General features: G+C 72.6%; 15 protein-coding genes. 7 read left to right on the top strand and 8 right to left on the bottom strand.

Translation table 11 applies throughout. From position 1 onward, the window contains the following. Positions 1-28: 28 nt before the first annotated feature. Complete coding sequence (locus ACFWBB_RS06330) at positions 29-1,387, top strand: MFS transporter (RefSeq protein WP_385267662.1); 1,359 nt, start codon at positions 29-31, stop codon at positions 1,385-1,387. Here ACFWBB_RS06330 and ACFWBB_RS06325 read toward each other — a convergent pair. Further along, the gene (locus ACFWBB_RS06325) at positions 1,271-2,257 is read right to left on the bottom strand and encodes a GlxA family transcriptional regulator (RefSeq protein ID WP_385267789.1); all 987 of its coding nucleotides are present in this window, start codon (positions 2,255-2,257) and stop codon (positions 1,271-1,273) included. The genes ACFWBB_RS06330 and ACFWBB_RS06325 overlap by 117 nt on opposite strands. A 446-nt stretch (positions 2,258-2,703) precedes the next feature. Between ACFWBB_RS06325 and ACFWBB_RS06320 the strand changes: the two genes are divergently transcribed. Continuing rightward, positions 2,704-4,032: an MFS transporter gene (locus ACFWBB_RS06320; protein WP_385267660.1), complete on the top strand. Its 1,329-nt coding sequence runs from the start codon at positions 2,704-2,706 to the stop codon at positions 4,030-4,032. Between the two features lie 156 nt (positions 4,033-4,188). Then, a complete protein-coding gene (locus tag ACFWBB_RS06315; RefSeq protein ID WP_385267658.1) occupies positions 4,189-5,730 on the top strand; it encodes a multicopper oxidase family protein in 1,542 nt (513 codons plus the stop codon). 20 nt (positions 5,731-5,750) lie between these two features. Here ACFWBB_RS06315 and ACFWBB_RS06310 read toward each other — a convergent pair whose 3' ends face one another. The 6 genes from ACFWBB_RS06310 to ACFWBB_RS06285 all read right to left on the bottom strand — a co-directional run bounded on the left by ACFWBB_RS06310 (position 5,751) and on the right by ACFWBB_RS06285 (position 14,439). After that, the gene (locus ACFWBB_RS06310) at positions 5,751-6,350 is read right to left on the bottom strand and encodes a flavin reductase family protein (protein WP_385267787.1); all 600 of its coding nucleotides are present in this window, start codon (positions 6,348-6,350) and stop codon (positions 5,751-5,753) included. A 53-nt stretch (positions 6,351-6,403) separates the two neighbouring features. Next, entirely contained in the window at positions 6,404-7,219 is an 816-nt protein-coding gene (locus ACFWBB_RS06305; protein WP_385267656.1) for an enoyl-CoA hydratase/isomerase family protein, read from the bottom strand. A gap of 22 nt (positions 7,220-7,241) precedes the next feature. Then, on the bottom strand, positions 7,242-9,467 hold the full coding sequence (locus ACFWBB_RS06300) for an acetate--CoA ligase family protein (protein ID WP_385267654.1): 2,226 nt from the start codon (positions 9,465-9,467) through the stop codon (positions 7,242-7,244). Positions 9,468-9,614: 147 nt separating this feature from the next. After that, entirely contained in the window at positions 9,615-11,090 is a 1,476-nt protein-coding gene (locus tag ACFWBB_RS06295) for a flavin monoamine oxidase family protein (protein ID WP_385267652.1), read from the bottom strand. Positions 11,091-11,304: 214 nt separating this feature from the next. After that, complete coding sequence (locus ACFWBB_RS06290) at positions 11,305-12,522, bottom strand: flavin-containing monooxygenase (RefSeq protein WP_385267650.1); 1,218 nt, start codon at positions 12,520-12,522, stop codon at positions 11,305-11,307. Positions 12,523-12,777: 255 nt separating this feature from the next. Next, positions 12,778-14,439 (bottom strand): subtype B tannase, encoded by a 1,662-nt coding sequence (locus ACFWBB_RS06285; protein ID WP_385267648.1) that lies wholly within the window; start codon positions 14,437-14,439, stop codon positions 12,778-12,780. Positions 14,440-14,661: 222 nt separating this feature from the next. Between ACFWBB_RS06285 and ACFWBB_RS06280 the strand changes: the two genes are divergently transcribed. From ACFWBB_RS06280 to ACFWBB_RS06265, 4 genes are all read left to right on the top strand, one after another. Further along, positions 14,662-15,147, top strand: coding sequence for a Zn-ribbon domain-containing OB-fold protein (locus ACFWBB_RS06280; protein ID WP_385267646.1), 486 nt, complete (start codon positions 14,662-14,664; stop codon positions 15,145-15,147). A 25-nt stretch (positions 15,148-15,172) separates the two neighbouring features. After that, complete coding sequence (locus ACFWBB_RS06275) at positions 15,173-15,772, top strand: GNAT family N-acetyltransferase (RefSeq protein WP_385267644.1); 600 nt, start codon at positions 15,173-15,175, stop codon at positions 15,770-15,772. 60 nt (positions 15,773-15,832) lie between these two features. After that, positions 15,833-16,732, top strand: a complete 900-nt coding sequence (locus tag ACFWBB_RS06270) for a GNAT family N-acetyltransferase (protein ID WP_385267642.1) — start codon at positions 15,833-15,835, stop codon at positions 16,730-16,732. Positions 16,733-16,827: 95 nt separating this feature from the next. After that, the gene (locus ACFWBB_RS06265; protein ID WP_385267640.1) at positions 16,828-17,178 is read left to right on the top strand and encodes a helix-turn-helix domain-containing protein; all 351 of its coding nucleotides are present in this window, start codon (positions 16,828-16,830) and stop codon (positions 17,176-17,178) included. Between the two features lie 18 nt (positions 17,179-17,196). Here the strand turns inward: ACFWBB_RS06265 and ACFWBB_RS06260 are convergent, their stop codons facing one another. Next, positions 17,197-17,862, bottom strand: a complete 666-nt coding sequence (locus ACFWBB_RS06260) for a pyridoxal 5'-phosphate synthase (protein ID WP_385267638.1) — start codon at positions 17,860-17,862, stop codon at positions 17,197-17,199. Between the last annotated feature and the right edge of the window lie 25 nt (positions 17,863-17,887).

Genomic DNA, 17,887 nt, shown 5'->3' with positions numbered 1-17,887 from the left:
TGCCGGTGCCGTCCCCTACGGTCCCGTCATGACCTACCGCGATGTCGCCTCCAGGCAGGTCCTGATCTGGGCCTGCACCGCCGTCGGCGCGCGTATGCCGGTCGCCATGGCGCCACTGGCGCTGGTGTTCCTGGTGCGCGAGCGCCCGGGCGGCTACTCGCTGGGCGCGGTCCTCGCGGCGGCGTACGTCATCGGCGAGATCGTGGGGGCTCCCGTCCTCGGGATGCGGCTGCGGCCCGAGCGGGCCCGCGCCCACCTGGCCGTCGGGCTGGCGGCCGGGGCCGTCGGATTCGCGGGCCCGGGGGCCTTCCCGGACGCCCACCCGGTGGTCCTCGGCGGGTTCGCGGTCGTGGCCGGTGCCGCCCCGGCCGCCGCCACCGGTGGTCTGCGCACGCTGCTCACCGCGCTGGTGCCGGAACGGGCCGCGGCGCAGGCACTGTCCGTCGAGTCGATGCTGACGGCCGGGGTGTGGGCCGTCGCCCCGGCGGCGGTCGCCGGCCTCGCCCTCGGCGTCGCGCCGCGCGTCCCGCTGCTCCTCGCGGCCGCACTGATGGCCTCGTCGGTCGTGGGCCTGCGATTGCTCCCGGCCGCCTGGGGCGCGGGCGGCGCGGGTGACCCGGGCGGCGCGGCTGACCCGGGGGACCAGGACGGTGGGGGCCGCGCGGGTGACCCCGGTGATCAGGGCGGTGGGGGTCGCGCGGGCGTGTCGTCGCTGCGGGTCCTGGCCGCCATCTGGCCCGTGTACGTCACGGGTGCGGCCAGTCTCACCCTGCTCGGGCTCTCCGAACTCGTCCTGCCGGCCCTGCTCGAACAGCGGGGCATCGGCGTCGGCTGGTCCGGCCCGCTGCTGACCGGGATGGCGGTGGGCGGCGGGCTCGGCGCGTTCGCCTACGGCCTCCGGGCCTGGCCAGGACGGCTGCGCACCCGCAGTGTGGTGCTGATGGCGGGGACGTCGGTCTGTGTGACGCTCGCCGCACTGACACCTGGCGCGGCGGCGACAGCGGCGGCACTGGTCGTGGGTGGCACCCTCCAGTCCGCCGCGATGCTCACCCGCAACCTGTCCCTGCGCGAGGCGCTCCCGCCGCATGTCCTCGCCGCCGGGTACTCCGTCATGTACGCGGCCGCGGGCGCCGGTTACGCGGCGGCCGGCTCCCTCGCGGGTGCCCTGCTGAAGGTGGTCGCGCCGTCGACGGCGATGCTGGCAGGCGTGGGGCTGACCCTCGTCCTCACGGCGGTCGGCTGGTGGGGAGAGGTGCGCATCGCCGGGAGGTCATCGCAGAGCGGCGGCGACGCCGTGCCCCCGGCTCCCGTCGGCTCCCGGAGCACCGCTCCCGGTCCGGAAGGTGCGGCGGTACGCGGTGGGAGTGACCCCGAGGGCCGCCTGTAGGTGCTGGCGCATCGACTGGGCGGTGCCGAAACCGGCGTCCCTGGCGATCCGGTCGACGGACCGGTCGCTGGACTCCAGCAGGTGCCTGGCCCGCTCGACCCGCTGCTGGGTGAGCCACTGGCCGGGGCTGATGCCGACCTCCTCGCGGAAGCGGCGCGTGAACGTCCGTACCGACATGGCCTCCTGCTCGGCCATGTCCCGCAGCTGGATCGACTCGTGGAGACGGCCGAGCGCCCATGCGCGGGCGGCGGTCGTGGTCGCCTGCTGCGGGTCGGGCACGGGGCGCTCGATGTACTGCGCCTGGCCGCCGTCGCGGTGCGGCGGTACGACCGTACGGCGGGCGACCTCGTTGGCGACGGCGGTGCCGTGGTCGCGGCGCACGATGTGCAGGCACAGGTCGATCCCGGCGGCGACGCCCGCGGAGGTGAGCACGTCGCCGTCGTCGATGAAGAGGACGTCCGGGTCGACGTCGATGTCCGGGAAGAGCCGCTGGAGGCGGTCGGCGTCGGCCCAGTGTGTGGTCGCGGGGCGGCCGTCGAGGAAGCCCGCGGCGGCCAGGACGTACACGCCGGTGCAGATGGAGGCGAGCCGGGTGCCGGGCCGGATGTGGGCGAGCGCGGCGGCCAGGTCGGGCGTCAGGACGCCCTCCTCGAAGACCGGGCCGAGCTCGTAGGAGGCCGGGACGATCACGGTGTCGGCGCCGGCCAGGGCCTCGGGGCCGTTCGTGACGGTGATGGCGAAGTCGGCGTCGGTCTCGACCGGACCCGGCGGCCGGATCGAGCAGGTGACGACCTCGTACAGGTGCCGGCCCCCGGCGTCCTTGGGACGGCCGAAGATGCGGTGCGGGATGCCCAGCTCGAAGGGGAGCAGACCGTCGAGGGCGAGGACGACGACACGATGGGGCCGGAAGTCGCGCCCGGTGCGCGAGACCCGTTCGGCGGCCTGCTCGGCGTCCGTGGCCTGCTCGACTTCTGTGGCTCGCTCGGCGTCTGCGGCCTGCTCGACTTCGGCGGCTCGCTCGACTTCCGTGCCTCGCCCGGCGTTCGTGGCTTGCCCGGTGCTCGTGGCCCGGCCGGCGCTCCTGACCTGCCCGGCGCTCCTGACCCGCCCGGTGCTGGTAGCCCGCTCGATTCCCGTGGCCTGCTCCGCGTCCGTGGCCCGGCCGGTGCCCGTCGCCCGTTCGGTGTCCGTGGCTCGCCCGGTGTTCGAGGTCTGCTCGATTGCCGTGGTCCGCCGGGTGCTCATGGCCCGATCCTAGCGAATGCTGTCCCTCGGGCCACTCGTCCCCTGGGATCCGGTATCGGAAGCTCGATGACGTGACCCAGACAACCGAAACTCCGGCATCCGCCGAGGGGCAGCTGCCCGCTTCCGGCCAGGGCCGCGACCGCCGCCGTGGCCGGGTCCACCGCGCCTGGTTCGTCGCCGCCGTCACCTTCGTCACGATCATCGGCGCGGCGGCCTTCCGATCGCTTCCCGGGCTGCTCATCGACCCGCTGCACCAGGAGTTCGGCTGGTCGCGCGGCACGATCGGCGCGGCGGTCTCGGTCAACCTGGCGTTGTACGGCCTCACCGCCCCGTTCGCGGCGGCACTGATGGACCGTTTCGGCATCCGCCGGGTGGTCGCGGTGGCCCTGACCGTGATCTCGGTCGGCTCGCTCCTCACGGTGTGGATGACGACGGCCTGGCAGCTGCTGCTGTACTGGGGCCTGCTGGTGGGCCTCGGTTCGGGCTCGATGGCGCTCGCCTTCGCCGCGACGGTCACCAACCGCTGGTTCACCGAGCGCCGGGGACTGGTCAGCGGCATCCTGACCGCGGCCTCCGCCTCCGGCCAGCTGATCTTCCTGCCGCTGCTGTCGTGGATGGTCACGCGGTACGACTGGCGCCCGGCGGCGGTGACGGTCGCGCTGGCCGCGCTCGCCGTCGTCCCCTTCGTATGGCTGCTGCTGCGTGACCATCCGGCCGACGTGGGCCAGAAGCCGTACGGCGCGGCGGAGTTCGTCCCGAAGCCGCCCCCGGTGCAGGGCGCCGCCCGCCGCACCCTGCGGGTCCTCTTCTCGGCGGTCCGCACGGGCCCGTTCTGGCTGCTGGCCGGCACCTTCGCGATCTGCGGCGCCTCGACGAACGGCCTGGTCCAGACCCACTTCGTGCCGGCCGCCCACGACCACGGCATGCCGGTCACGGCGGCGGCCTCGCTGCTCGCCGTCGTCGGGGTCTTCGACGTGGTCGGCACGATCGCCTCCGGCTGGTTCACCGACCGTTTCGAGCCGCGCCGGCTGCTCGCGGTGTACTACGCGCTGAGGGGTGTGTCGCTGCTGTTCCTGCCGATGCTGCTGGCGCCTTCCGTGCACCCTCCGATGATCTTCTTCATCGTCTTCTACGGCCTCGACTGGGTCGCCACCGTCCCGCCCACGCTGGCCCTGTGCCGCGAGCAGTACGGCGAGGACAGCGCCATCGTCTTCGGCTGGGTGCTGGCCTCCCACCAGGTCGGCGCGGCCCTGGTGGCGTTCGGGGGCGGCATGGCGCGGGACACGTTCGGCTCGTACGACATGGTCTGGTACGCGTCGGGGGCGCTGTGCGCCGCGGCGGCGCTGATGGCGCTGGTGATCCGGCGGAGGCCGGCGGTCCCCGTACCGGCGACGGTGTGAAGGCGGGCGCCGGCGGTCCCCGTACGGCGACGGTGTGAAGGCGGGCGCCGGGTCGCGCAACCCGCCGGTGACTACTCCACGTATTAGGTGACTACCTTCCGTAATGTGAGGTGCTCCGGTCGTTGCCCTGCCGTCTGCTGCCTGTGGAGGCGCCTCATGACAGCTCTGTCCCGTCGTGGCGTACTGAAGAGCCTGCCCTTCGCTGCCGGGGCGGTCGTGACCACGGGCGCGGCGGGTCCGCCCGCGATGGCGCGGACGACCGACACCCGCCCCTCCTTTCCACAGCCGGAAACGCGCAGCGCCTCGCCCGACACGGGGCGGCTGGAAACCGAACTGACCGTCCGGTTCACCGAGCTGGACATCGCCGGTGTCGGCCGTGTGTCCACGCGCACCTACGAAGGGACGGTCCCGGGGCCGACGCTACGGGTGCACCCCGGGGACTCCCTGAAGATCACGCAGGTCAACGCGCTGCCGCCGAACGCCGAGGCGACGCAGGCGACGCATCAGGACATGAACGTCCCGCATCACTTCAACACCTTCAACCTGCACACCCACGGCCTGCACGTGGACCCCTCGGGCGAGGGGGACAACGTCTTCCGTGCCTTCGAACCCGCCGCCAGGCCGGGGAGCACGACCACCCACCGCAGCATCGTCGACGTCCCGGCGGATCATCCGGCGGGGACGTTCTGGTACCACCCCCACCTGCACGGATCCACCGCGACCCAGCTGCTGAGCGGGATGGCGGGCGTGCTCGTCGTCGAGGGGGACGTGGACGAGGTCCCCGAGATCGCCGCCGCCAAGGAGGTCGTCGTCTGCGTCAGCGAACTCAAGCTGTCCGGCGGACGGGTGCCGGATCTGACCTCGCACGGCGTCTACGACGACATCGTCTCGACCTTCCTGGTCAACGGGGCGAAGAACCCCGTTCTGACGATCGCCCCGGGGGAGATCCAGCGCTGGCGGATCGTCAACGCCGGAGCCCTCACCGCTCACTTCCTGAGCCTGGGCGGGCAGGAGATGCACCAGATCGCCTGTGACGGCATCACCTTCATGAAACCCGTCGCCACCACCGGGGTGACGCTGCCCATGGGCGGACGGGTGGACCTGCTGGTCCGCGGCGGCAGGCCCGGCACCTACAAGCTGACCGGCGGGGGGCCCTCCCAGCACCTGCTGACGCTCGTCGTCACCGGCGCCGCCCGCTCGATGTCGCTGCCGGCCGCCCTGCCCGGCCGGCCCACCCGACTGCCCGAGCCGACCCGCACCCGGATGCTGACCTTCCGCAGCTACGAGAACGTCTTCTCAGGCGCTTTCCCGAACGCCTACCGGATCCTGGGCGACGGTGAGACGCCGCCCGCCGACCCCCGGGCCGGCCGTGCCGATCTCGCCTGGGGCCGCCTCTCCGCCGACTTCGTCAACCAGCGCGTCCGGCTGGGCGAGGTCGAGGAGTGGACGGTCGTCAACGACTCCCACAACCACAGCCATCACCCCTTCCACCTGCACACCAACCACTTCCTCCTGACCGCCGTCGACAACCGGAAGCTGGCCACGCCGGTCTGGCACGACACCGTCGCCGTCCCGCCGCACGGTTCGGTCACCTTCCGGTTGCGCGCGAAGGACTTCACCGGCCGCTCGATGCTGCACTGCCACCAGCTCCAGCACGGCGACGAGGGCATGATGCAGATCGTCGACTACGTGAAATGAGCGGCGAGTGCTGCCGGGGATCAGAGGAACCGGCCCCTGTGGAACAGCAGGGGCGGTCCGTCCGCGCCCTCGCCCGTCCCCAGGGCGTTCACCCGGCCCACCACGATGAGGTGGTCGCCGCCCGTGTGGACCGCGTGGATCGTGCAGTCGATCCAGGCGAGGGTGCCGGTGAGGCGGGGCGCGCCCGAGACCGGGGACGCGTCGTGGGCGACGCCCGCGAACCTGTCCGTGCCGCTCGCCGCGAAGGCGCGGCACAACGGGCCCTGGTCCGCGCTCAGCACGTTGACGCAGAAGGTGCCCGCGCGGGCGATGCGCGGCCAGCTGGTGGACGTGCGGCCGACCATGAAGGCGACGAGGGGCGGGTCGAGGGAGAGGGAGGAGAAGGACTGGCAGGCGAACCCGGCGGGGCCGACGCCCGCGTCCTCGCCCTCTGCCGCGGCCGCCGTGACGACCGTCACGCCCGACGCGAAGCTGCCCAGCACGCGCCGGAACTCGTCCTGGTCGACCGGCGCCCGTTCGTCCTCCCGGACGCAGCGCAGTTCGGGGCGTGGCAGCACCTCGACCGGGCGGTCCGCCCGGAGGTAGCGGACGGCAGCGGCCGCCATTCCCGCATGTCCCATCATGCGGTCCATTGAAACTGACGGGCTGTCAGATAGGAAGGGCCGGGACTCCTTCACCGGCCCCTGAACCTCGGTTCGCGTCGCTCCACGAAACTCGCCACGCCCTCCCTCGCGTCCGCCGTCGTCATGTTGATCTCCTGGGCGGCGGCCTCGGCGGCGAAGGCGGTGGCGCGGTCGGTGTCGAGTGAGGAGTTGATCAGCTGCTTGGTGAGGGACAGGGCGCGGGTGGGGCCGGCGGCCAGGCGTGCCGCCCACTCGCGGGCCGTCCTGTCCAGTTCCTCGTCCGGAACCACCCGGTTGACCAGGCCTAGGCGTTCGGCGTCCGCCGCGCAGAGCGCGTCACCGAAGAACATCAGCTCCTTCGCGCGCTGCGGACCGATCAGCCGGGGAAGGAGATGGGCGCCGCCGCCGTCCGGGACGAGGCCCCGGCGGACGAACACCTCGATGAACCGGGCCGACTCGGCGGCCAGGACCAGATCGCAGGCGAGCGCGAGATGCGCGCCCAGGCCGGCCGCCGTGCCGTTCACCGCGGCGATCACCGGCTTCTCGCAGTCGAGGACGGCCGCGACGAGCCGCTGGGCGCCCAGCCGCAGGGTGCGGGCCACATCGCCGGCCACCCGCTCACCGGACGCGGAGCCGCCCCGCAGGTCCGCTCCCGCGCAGAAGCCGCGGCCGGTGCCGGTGAGGAGCACCGCCCGTACGTCCGGGTCGGCAGAGGCCTCGGCGAGCAGGGCGATCAGGTGGTCGCGCTGCCCGGGGGTGAGGGCGTTGAGAGCCTCCGGGCGGTTGAGGGTGAGGTGGGTGACCTGGTGCTCGGTCCGGTGACGTATCGACGGCTCGGACGGCTCGGACGGCTCGGCCACGGTCATGCCCCGTTCCGCGAAGTGATCCTCACCGGCACACCGCCAGCGCGTCCAGCGCCACCGCGCCCTGCCCCCACGGCAGGACGACCAGCGGGTTGATGTCGAGCTCGGCGAGGTCGTCCCCCAGCTCCAGGGCCATCCGCTGCACGCGCAGGACGACCTCGACGAGTGCCTCCACATCGGCCGGAGGACGGCCCCGGACGCCGTCCAGCAGCGCCCTTCCGCGCAGTTCGGCCAGCATGTCGCGGGCCTGGTCCTCGCCGAAGGGCGGCACCCGCACGGCGGCGTCGCGCAGGACCTCCACCAGGACCCCGCCGAGGCCCACCGTCACCGTCGGGCCGAACAGGTCGTCATGGGTCACGCCGACCACCATCTCCACGCCCCGCTCGACCATCTGGCACACCAGGACGCCGTCCAGCGAGACGCCCTCGTAGCGGGCGATGTCGGTCAGCTCGCGGTAGGCGTCGCGCACCTGGCTCGCCGAGGTCAGGCCGATCTTCACCAGGCCCAGTTCGGTCTTGTGGGCGATCTGCGCGCCGGACGCCTTCATCACCACCGGGTAGCCGACCAGCCCCGCCGCCCGCACCGCCGCCGCCGCGCTGGTCACCAGCTGCTCGCGCGGGACCCGGATGCCGTACGCCCGCAGCAGCTGCTTCCCGGCGTGCTCGCTCAGCTGCCGGCCCGGCTGCATCAGCAGCTGCGCCTTGCGGTAGGACGGCGACTGGGTGCGCGGGGCCTCGTCGAAGGGGGAGTGGTAGCCGCGTACGAAACGGTGGTGCCCGAGGTGGGCGCGGACGGCCGTCACGCAGTTGGCGAGGGTGCGGAACGTGGCCACCCGGGAGGAGCCCAGGAGGACCTCGCGGTACGCCGGTTCGGTGCCCACCGGCGAGCCCCAGATCACGCACACCAGCTTGTCCGTCCGTTCCGCCGCGTCCACCAGGTCCTGGACCAGACGGTCGCTCAGCGGGGGGAAGGGGCCCGTGATCGGACAGATCAGGACGCCGACGGCCGGATCGTCGAGGATCGCGTCGATGATCTTCCGGCCGCGCCAGTCCCCGACCGGGTGGCCGCCGTTGTCGACCGGGTTGGCCACGTTCAGGTACTCGGGGATCCACTGGTGCAGCTCGGCCTGCTTGGCGGCCGACAGGGTCGGCAGGGTGAGGCCCGCCGCCGTCGCCAGGTCGGCCGCGTGGGCGCCGGTGCCGCCCGAGATCGAGTAGACGACGACCCCCTCGGCCTGCGGCGGCCGTGCCCGGGCCAGCAGGGTGGCGGTGTCCTGGAGTTCGTCGAGCCCGTCCACGCGGATCACGCCGTACTGGCGCATCGCCGCGTCGACGACCTCGTCCGCGCCGGTCAGCTTGCCGGTGTGGGAGGCGGCGGTGCGGGCGCCGGTCTCGGTGCGGCCCACCTTGACCGCGACCACCGGCACCCCGCGCCGGGCGGCCCGGTCGGCGGCGAGGAGGAAGGACCGGCCGTCCTTCAGCCCCTCCACGTAGCAGGCGATCGCGCCGACCTCGGGGCGCTCGGCGAAGTAGGAGAGGAAGTCGGAGGTCTCCAGGTCGGCCTCGTTGCCGGTCGGCGCCCAGTGGGAGAGACGGATGCCGAGTTCCTGGAGGGCGAAGACCGGGCGGCCCTGATGGCCGGACTGGGTGATCAGCGCGATCGCCGGGCCGGTGAGATCGTCCCGGAACCGCTCGAAGGCGTTGAGGTTGGTGTTGGGGCCGAGGAGACGGATGCCCGACCGGGCCACCGCCGTCGCGAGACGGGCCTGCGCGGCCGCGCCCTCCTCGCCCGTCTCCGCGAATCCGGACGCGAAGACGACGGCGAACTTCACCTTCGTCTCAGCGAGTTGCTCGATGACGGGCAGCGGGTCCGCCACCAGCAGGACGGCCAGGTCGACCTGTTCGGGCAGGTCGGCCACGGACGGCGAGCAGGGCAGGCCGAAGACCGTCTCGCGGGTGGGGTGCACGGGGTGCAGCCGTGCCCCCACCCGCTCGGCCCAGTCCACCAGTTGCCGGGTGACACCGGTGTTCGGGCGTCCTTCGGCGTCCGAGGCGCCGATGACCGCGACCGACCCGGGCCGGAAGAACCGGTCCAGGTCGGGGACGTCCGCGTAGAGCGGACGGCCGCTGACGTCGAGGTCGTCCGCGTCGGCCGGCCGGCCGTGGACGGCGGGCCCGGGGTGCTCGCCGCACGCGATGACCCGGGCCCGGCGGGAGTCGGTGGTGAGGGTGCCGTGGGTTGATCCAAGCATCGGTCCGCCCGCTCCTGTGTGACTGCCGTGGGTGACTGTCGAGTAACTGACGCTCTGTCAGGTTACATACCTGACGGAGCGTCAGGAATGGTCGTGCACACAGAAAGGAGCGGACGAGGAGCCGGCGGCGCGCGGTCCGGTCGGTGACTACAGCACCGCCAGTACCTCCTTCGCCACCCGCTCGCCCGACCGCACGGCACCGTCCATGAAGCCCATCCAGTGGACGGACGTCTCCGTCCCCGCCCAGTGGATCCCGCCGACCGGCTCGCGCAGGGCCGGGCCGTACTGCGTCAGGACACCCGGCGCGGCGATCGAGACGGGGCCGCCGCGGGTGTAGGCCTCGTTGTTCCAGCGTTGCAGGACGAAGGAGGAAGGGGAGGCGGCTTTCTCGCCGAAGTACGTCACGTAGTCCTTCAGCACGGCCGCCCTGACCTCCGCCTCGCTCGCCGCGTCCAGCTTCCGCGCCTCGTCGGCCTCGATGAAGCCCATCAGCGCGCCGTACGAGGCGTCGGGCGGGGAGTTGTCGAAAGTGGAGCTGACCACCCCGGTGTCGCTGACGACCTGGCCGTTGAGGCCGTCGGTCCGCCAGAACGGGGTGTCGTAGACGGCGATGGCCTTGCCGACCGAGGCCATCGGCAGGCGCTGGGTGAGCTGGTCCCGGGCGGCGGGCAGCAGCGGGTCGTACGTGATGCGGGCGGCGAGCGGCGGGGGTACGGCGACGACGACCCGCTTCGCGGTCACGGTGATGCCGTCGGCGGTGACGACGTACTTGCCGCCGGACCGGGCGATCGTGCGCACCGGGGCGTTCAGCACCACCCGGTCGCCGAGCGTGGCGGCGAGTCTGACCGGCACCAGCTGGGAGCCGCCGACGAAGCGCTGTTCCTGGGCGCCGTTCGCGGTCTCGGTGAGGCGTTCCAGGGTGCCGGGGGTCGACTCGTTGCCGGCGGCGGCGATGTAGAAGAGGACGAACAGGAGCGAGAGTTCGCGGGGCTCGGCCGAGAAGACCGAGGTGCAGGCCACGTCGAGGAGGAACTTCGCCGACGGGATTACCGCGTTGGCGTTCAGCCAGCTCTCGAAGGTCTGCTTGTCCCACTCGGCGGCCTTGGCCGCGGTCCACGGCGCGTCGACCGGCACCTGCTTGGCCATGTCGTCCAGCGAGGCCTGCACGATCGCGGCGTTGGCGAGGCCGGCCACATCGACGGGCGGGACCGAGCCGAGGAGGCCGTCGGTGGCGTACGGCGTCTTCTTGCCGTCCTTGTAGAGGAGGTTCTTGCCGGTGTTGTAGGTGGCGAAGGTGGCCACGCCCAGGGAGTCGGCGAGCGCTTTGATGCGGTCCTGGGTGGGGCCGATGAACTCGCCGCCGCCCTCGGTGACCCCGCCGCCCGACAGGGGCAGGTTGACGACCCGGCCGCCGACCCGGCCGCGGGCCTCCAGGACGGTGACCGTCCGGCCGGCCGCCACGAGGTCGCGGGCCGCGGTGAGGCCGGCGAGTCCGCCGCCGACGATCGCGACGTCCACGTCCCGGGTGGTGGCCGCGGCGGCCGTACCGGCGGCGGTCGCGGTCAGGGCGGTGGCGCCGGCGGCCGCGGCGGCGGTGCGGCCGAGCAGGGCACGGCGGGACATGCCTGGGGAGTGCTGTCTTTCACTTGCCACGTGCGTCCTCCGTCGAGCTTCGGGAGCGAGAGCGGGTGGAGCCAAAAGATGAACAGGGCTCACATTCTGGCTCCGCAGGAGGGCGCGGGACAACGCTCTCGTTACATCCGACACAGGTGTAACGAGCAGCTGGATTAAGGGAGTTGCCTATCCGTCGACTACCGGGGCCGACTACCGGGGCCGACTACCGGGGCCGGCTGCCGCCGGTCGACTGCCGCAGCCGGCGGCGTACGGCCTTCGCGATCTTTTCCGCGTCGATCGCCAGCTCGCGGAGCGTGCCGCTGATGGGGGTGGTGAAGCCGGTGAAGTACAGGCCGGGGGCGTCCTTCGGGGCGCGGGCGCCGTGCGCGGCGGGTCTGCCGCGGTCGTCGAGCACTCCGAGGTGACCGACCAGGTCCTCCAGGGCGCGTACGTACCCGGTGGCGGCGACGACGGCGTCCGGGGAGATCCGGGAGCCGTCGGCGAGGACGACCTTCCCGTCGTCCTCGAAACCCGTCACGGCGGCCACGATCTCCACCCGGCCCTTGCGCACGGCGTCGATCAGGCCCACGTCCTGCACCGGGATGGCGCCCTGCCTGACGCGGGAGTAGAGGCCGCTGTCGGGGCGGGGCAGGCCGTGTGCGGACAGGTCCGGCACGCTGAGCTTGGCCATCGCGCGCGCGAGCCGGTCCACGAGGCGGACCGGCAGCCGCCGTACGAGCACGGCCGTGTACTGCGCGGCCCACCCGGCCGTCGAGCGGCGCACGATGTGCGGGGCGGTGCGCACGGACAGCCGCACCCGGGCCGCTCCGCTCTCCGCCAGGTCGACGGCGATCTCCGCGCCGGTGTTGCCGACGCCGACGACGAGGACGTCGCGGCCGGCGTACTCCTTGCCGCTGCGGTAGTCGGCGGCATGCGCCAGGTCGCCCGTGTACGTCTCCCGGCCGGGCCACTCCGGCAGGTGCGGGGTGTGGTTGTAGCCGGTGGCGACGATCACCGCCGAGCCGACGAGCTCACGCCCTCCGGTGGCGTGCAGCAGCCAGCCGGTGCCGTCCGGGGTGCGTTCGACGCGGGAGACCCCGACGCCGGTGACGATCTCCAGCTCATGGACCTCGGCGTACTTCTCGAGGTAACGCACCATGTCGTCACGCGCCACCCACCGCCCGAACCGGCGCGGTATCGCAAGCCCGGGCAGGGCCGAAAGGCGCCGGGTGGTGTGCAGATGCAGCCGGTCGTAGTGGCGCCGCCAGGACGCCCCGACCCCGTCGGCCTTCTCCACGACGACGGCCCGTATGCCCTGGCTACGCAGCGCGTACGCGGTGGCGAGGCCGCCGGGGCCGCCGCCGATGACGTAGACGGGGCGGTCGGCCGGGTTCGCGGTGGTGATCGCCTGGGGGGCCGGGCGCGGTGCGGAGTCTTCCATGAGCGCGAGCGTAATCACGCGGACCGTTGATGGGTCTCGGTCAAGACCGGAATTGGTTGCGGATCGATCACGCGTGGGGGAAGTACGGGTGGGACCGGTGACGTAGGCCACTTGGTTGTGGGGAAAAGGTGCGACGCCCGGCCCAGGTGCGCTCGGGCCGGGCGTCGCGTGCGGACGGCGTCGGTGACTATGACGGGAAACTGACGTCGCCGTGTCCAGGATGCCTCCCGGACGGGCCGGGAGGCACGCGGACCCCTACTTCTTGACCTTGGTACCGGCCTTCGCCCGGTGGCCCGTCACCTTGGCGATCCACGTGATGAAGTCACCCGGGTCGGTGTTGGCGCCGTGGCCCTGGTCCCAGTAGTAGAGGTGGTCGACATCGTCGCCGAGGCCGTTCGCGGCGGCGGCGATGTTGGCCGAAACGGTCAGCGAGGTGTCGGAGTCCTTCGTGCCGAGCCGGATCCACCAGTGCTTGCTGCGGCTCGCGTTGGGCTTGTCGGCCAGGAAGTACATCGGGTTCATCAGCCGCAGCGTCTCCGGGATGTCGCTGTCGAGGCGCTTGGCGGTGAGCCCGGTGGTGTCGTTCTTCAGGCTGTACGCCGTGAAGTGGCGGGAGATGACCGTGCCCCTGCCGAACAGGTTGTTCTCGCCCGCCGACAGGTCGAAGGCGTCGAAGGCGGGGGTGTTCTTCTTGCGGGCGCCGACATGGGTGAGGAAGTCCGCCCAGGAGAAGGTGGCCCTGCCGTTCTTCCAGGTGATGAAGGTGTTGGCGGCGAGGTAGGTCGCTCGGTCGGCGTCCGAGAGGGCCGTGAGGTAGGTGGTGGCCGACGGCTCCAGATACTGCTTGACCAGGTACTCGTCGTAGTTGCGCGCGTTCAGCGTGCCGAAGCCGCCGAGGCCCCTGAGCTTCAGTCCGGCCTGGTACTCGGCGAACTGAGACCGGAGCGTCTTCGACACCGCCTGGTCTACCTGCGCGCCGGTGCTGAGGGCGTTGGTGCCCCAGTTCCACTCGTAGGAGCCGTCGGCGTGCTCCAGGTCGGTGATCGGGCACCAGGCGCCGGTCGCGAAGATCGCGTCGGAGGCGTCGGCCGCGCCGAGCTCCTTGAGGTACTTGTCGTAGAGCGGGCTGTCGCCGGACGCGCCGAGCAGCGAGGAGAGCGCGCCGCCCGCGCTGGTGCCGGCGGACACGATCCGGTCGGTGTTGCCGGGGATGCGGCCCTTGTTCGCCCGTACGTACCGCACGGCGGCCTTGAGGTCGACGATCGCGGCGGGAGCCACGCCGTAGTACTCGCCGGCCGAGTTCTTGAGCGTACGGCCGCGGGCGCCGGGCTCGACGACGACGTAACCGGCGGCCAGGGCCAGCAGCTGGTTGGAGGACAGGGCCCCGCCGGTGGCGTTGGTGTTCCCGTTGGCGCCGGGAGCCGAGGCGGACGCCGACGCGGAGGCCGACGCGTCGGCGGAGGGCGCTCCGCTCGGCGCGCCGCCGCCCATCCCGCCGCCCATGCCGCCCGCGCCGACCCCGGTGGCGTCCGCCACGGAGGACGGCATGTACCCGCCGACGGAGTTGGCGAACAGGATCGGTGCGTCGGTGGCGTCCACGGCGGTGCCGTCGATCTCCACCGGCACGCTGACGATCAGCGACTGGTAGGTGGCGTCCACCGGCTTGGCGACGTAGGTGATCGCCTTCCAGAAGTGGTACGTCACGGAGTGCTCGGCGCCTGCGGTGTCCGTGACGGTCGTGGTGAGCGTCGTGTAGGCGTCCGGGTCGAAGGCCAGGGAACCGGCGGCCGAGGACGAGGACGTCGACGTGCCGCTGGACGCCTGCGCGTTCAGGGCGATGCCGCCCACTGCCGCGGCACCCGCCGTGGCGCCGAGCCCCAAGACGACCGACCTGCGCTTGACTGCCCTGTGCTTCACGATGCTGCCTCTCCAGGAACCGGGTGGGATGTGACCGATGGGGTGGTGACTGTGCGCGCTGTCCGGGCTTGCGGTTGTGAACGTAGGCCGCGGCCGACAAAATCGTCAACAATCTGCGGGACATTCACGGGCGACGCACAGCTTCACCGGCGGAGCACAGGTTTCTCTCAGGGGGAATGCGTGGGGTTCCCCGGACCGGGTACCTGACGTACCGTCAGATCCATGGAACAGGGCAACCGTTTCGACATCCCCGAGGCCGACGCCTTCACGCGCGCGTACTGGGACGCGGCCGCCGGGGGCAGGCTGCTGATCCGGCGTTGCGGGGCCTGCGCGCGGGCCCACCACTACCCCCGGGAGTTCTGCCCGTACTGCTGGAGCGAGGACGTGACCTGGGAGGACGCGAGCGGCCGGGCCACGCTCTACACCTGGTCCGTCGTCCACCGCAACGACCTGCCACCCTTCGGGGAGCGGACGCCGTACGTCGCGGCGGTGGTCGACCTGGCGGAGGGACCGCGGATGTCGACGGAGATCGTGGGGGTGGCGGAAGAGGAGGGGGAGGGGGAGGGGGAGCCGCGGGTGGAGTCGCGGACAGGACAGCGTGCGGAGTCCCGTGCGCAGTCCCGGGCGGGGCTGCGGGCGGGACTTGAGCTGGAGGTCGCGTTCCGGGAAGGGGTACCGGTGTTCCTGCCGCTGCGGCCCGCGCCCTGAAAGACCTGAGGTGTTCAATTGCCGGATGACCGACATACGCGAGCCGCAGCCGATCCCCCTCGCCACCGGTCTCCACGGCCACGGACTGACCCTGCGCCCCTGGGACCCCGAGTCCGCCACCGACGTGGACGCGTGGCTGCGCGGGCACCTGGACCCGGAGTTCCGGCGCTGGAACACCCCGCTGCGGACGATCACCGACACCGCCGGCGCCCGGGCGTCCCTGGAGGGCAAGCGCGCCGACGTGGCCGCCGGACGTGCCATGGCGTTCTGCGTCACGGACACGGCCGACGGCGCGGTCCTCGGGCAGATCGGCGTCAACATGATCGACCACGTGCTGAGCTTCGCCAGGGTCGGCTACTGGGTCCTGCCGGAGGCGCGGGGCCGGCACGTCGCCACCCGCGCGCTGCTGCTCGCGGCCCGGTGGGCGTTCGACGAGGTGGGTCTGCACCGGCTGGAACTGGGCCACGCGCTCGGCCACGACGCCTCCTGCCGGATCGCCGAGCGCTGCGGGTTCCGGTACGAGGGAACCCTGCGCGACGCGATGTGGGAGACGGGCCGCAGGGACGCCTTCCGGGACGTCCACCTGCACGCCCGCCTGGCCACGGACACGGAGCCGGCGCCGTAGTTCGCGTGAGGGTGCGGAAATTGGCAGGCGGGGCGTGGTGCTCGCGCGCGACGATGGGGCATGCGCCCCGACGACTGGCACCTCACCCATGACCTCGACGCGTTCCTCGACCGCGCCGGCGACTTCCTGGCCTCGCGGCCCGCGCTGCACACGGTGCCGCTGACGGTGCTGGACGGCCTGCGCCGCCGGGGCCCGCACATGTTCGGCACGCAGGACCCCCTGTTCGGCGCGCTGGAGCGGAGCGACGGCGAGGTCGGCGCGGTGTTCTTCCACACCCCGCCGCACTGGCTCAATGTCACTCCGCTCACCGAGGAGCAGGCCGACGCCCTCGCCGCCCGGCTCGCCTCCGCGGGACACCGCCTGCCCGGCGTCTCGGCGGAGAGCGCGACGGCAGCCGCCTTCGCCGACGCCTGGCGGCGGCGCACCGGTACGGGGTCCGGGCTGCCTCGCCGCGAACGCCTCTACCGGCTGGCCGGGTTGAGGGCACCGGGACCCGTCCCCGAAGGGGCCCCGAGGATCGCCACCACCGCCGATCGGGCCCGGCTGACGCGCTGGTTCGAGGAGTTCGGGGCGAGTATCGGCGAGCGCAGCCATCAGGACGCCGGAGCCTGGGCCGACTCCCGGATCGCCTATGGCGGAGTCACCCTGTGGGAGACGGCGGACGGCACCCCGGTCGCCATGGCCGGCGTCAGTCCGGAGGTGGCCGGACAGGTCCGCGTCGCGCCCGTCTACACCCCGGCCGCACTGCGCGGCCGGGGCTACGCCGGCGCGGTGACCACCGAGGTCAGCCGCGCGGCGCTGGCCGCAGGGACCCCGGAGGTACTCCTCTTCACCGACCTGTCCAACCCGACGAGCAACGGCCTCTACCAGCGCATCGGCTACCGTCCGGTGGCGGACTTCGCGGTGTACGAGTTCGAGTGTGGAGGTGTCTTCCTGCCCGACGAGGCGGTGCAGGCGTAGCCGCTGGGAACGCTTCCGACAGCGATGGGCGCACGCATGAGTGACATGGCCGCGGAATCGAGATCTCTGCCCTGGGCACTCACCAGGTTCCCGGAGTGACCAAGCCCTACGTGATCGAGTTGGAGCCGGAGGTGCGGGCCTGGTTGGCGAACCTCTCACCGCAGCACTACCGCCGGGCGGAGGAGAAGACCGACCTCCTTGCCCGGTCTCCGACGACCCTGGGGGAGCCGCACGACCGTCGTGTTGCCCTCGCACTGACCCGTGCCGCTTTGAGCGAGCGTCTCGGGATGCCGCCTGGCGACGTCGAGACCATTGAGCTCGGCGGAATGCCGCCCCTCACCGCGGACCTGCTGGTCAGGTTGGCGACCGCGCTGGACGTCACGGTGGACCTGCATGTGGTCTCCGGCGGGCACAACACGGTGGTGTTCGAGGAACGCGCCGCCTGAGCTGTGAGCATCCGCCGCTCACGGCCACAGGAGTTCCCTGACCCACCCATCCGGCTCCCGGCCGTACGCCAGTCGTACGTGCCGCCGCTGAGCGTCCCCCTGGAAGAACTCCACCTCGTCCGGGCGCAGTCGGTACAGCGTCCAGGTCGGGGACTTGGCCGTCGGGTTCCGGCGGGCGTGTTCCCAGGCGGCCTCCGACGCTCCCGTCAGCTCCTCCGCCGAGGTCAGCACCTCGCTCTGGCGTCCGGTCAGCGCGGCGGCCAGGGCGCCCGTCGAGCGGGCGTGCAGATCGGCCTGGGCCTCCTCGGAGGGGGCCGACGTGACCGGGCCGCGCACCCGGACCTGACGGCCGAGCACGGGCCAGTACAGGGTGAGGGCCGCGTACGGGCGGGCGGCGAGCTGGCGGCCCTTCCGGCTGGTGGCGTGCGTCGCGAAGGCCCAGCCGTCCGCGTCGGCGCCGTGCAGCATCACGATGCGGGCGTCCGGAAGACCGTCCTCGCCGACGGTGGCGAGGGTCATCGTGTGCGGCTCCCGCTCGCCCGCCGCCACCGCCTCGGCGAACCACTGCGTGAACAGGGGCAGCGGCTCGGCGGGCGCCGCCTCCGGGGCGAAGGGCGGTAGCTCGGTCACCGCCGGGTCCCACACCCGCAGCGACCTCAGCAGCTCATGAAGTTCCGTGGCCATGCAGCGATTATGCGGTCAGTGCCGG

The sequence above is a fragment of the Streptomyces sp. NPDC060000 genome, from assembly GCF_042737375.1.
Lineage (GTDB): Bacteria > Actinomycetota > Actinomycetes > Streptomycetales > Streptomycetaceae > Streptomyces.
Note: the sequence above shows the minus strand (reverse complement) of the source record. Positions and strands in the feature narration are given on the sequence as shown.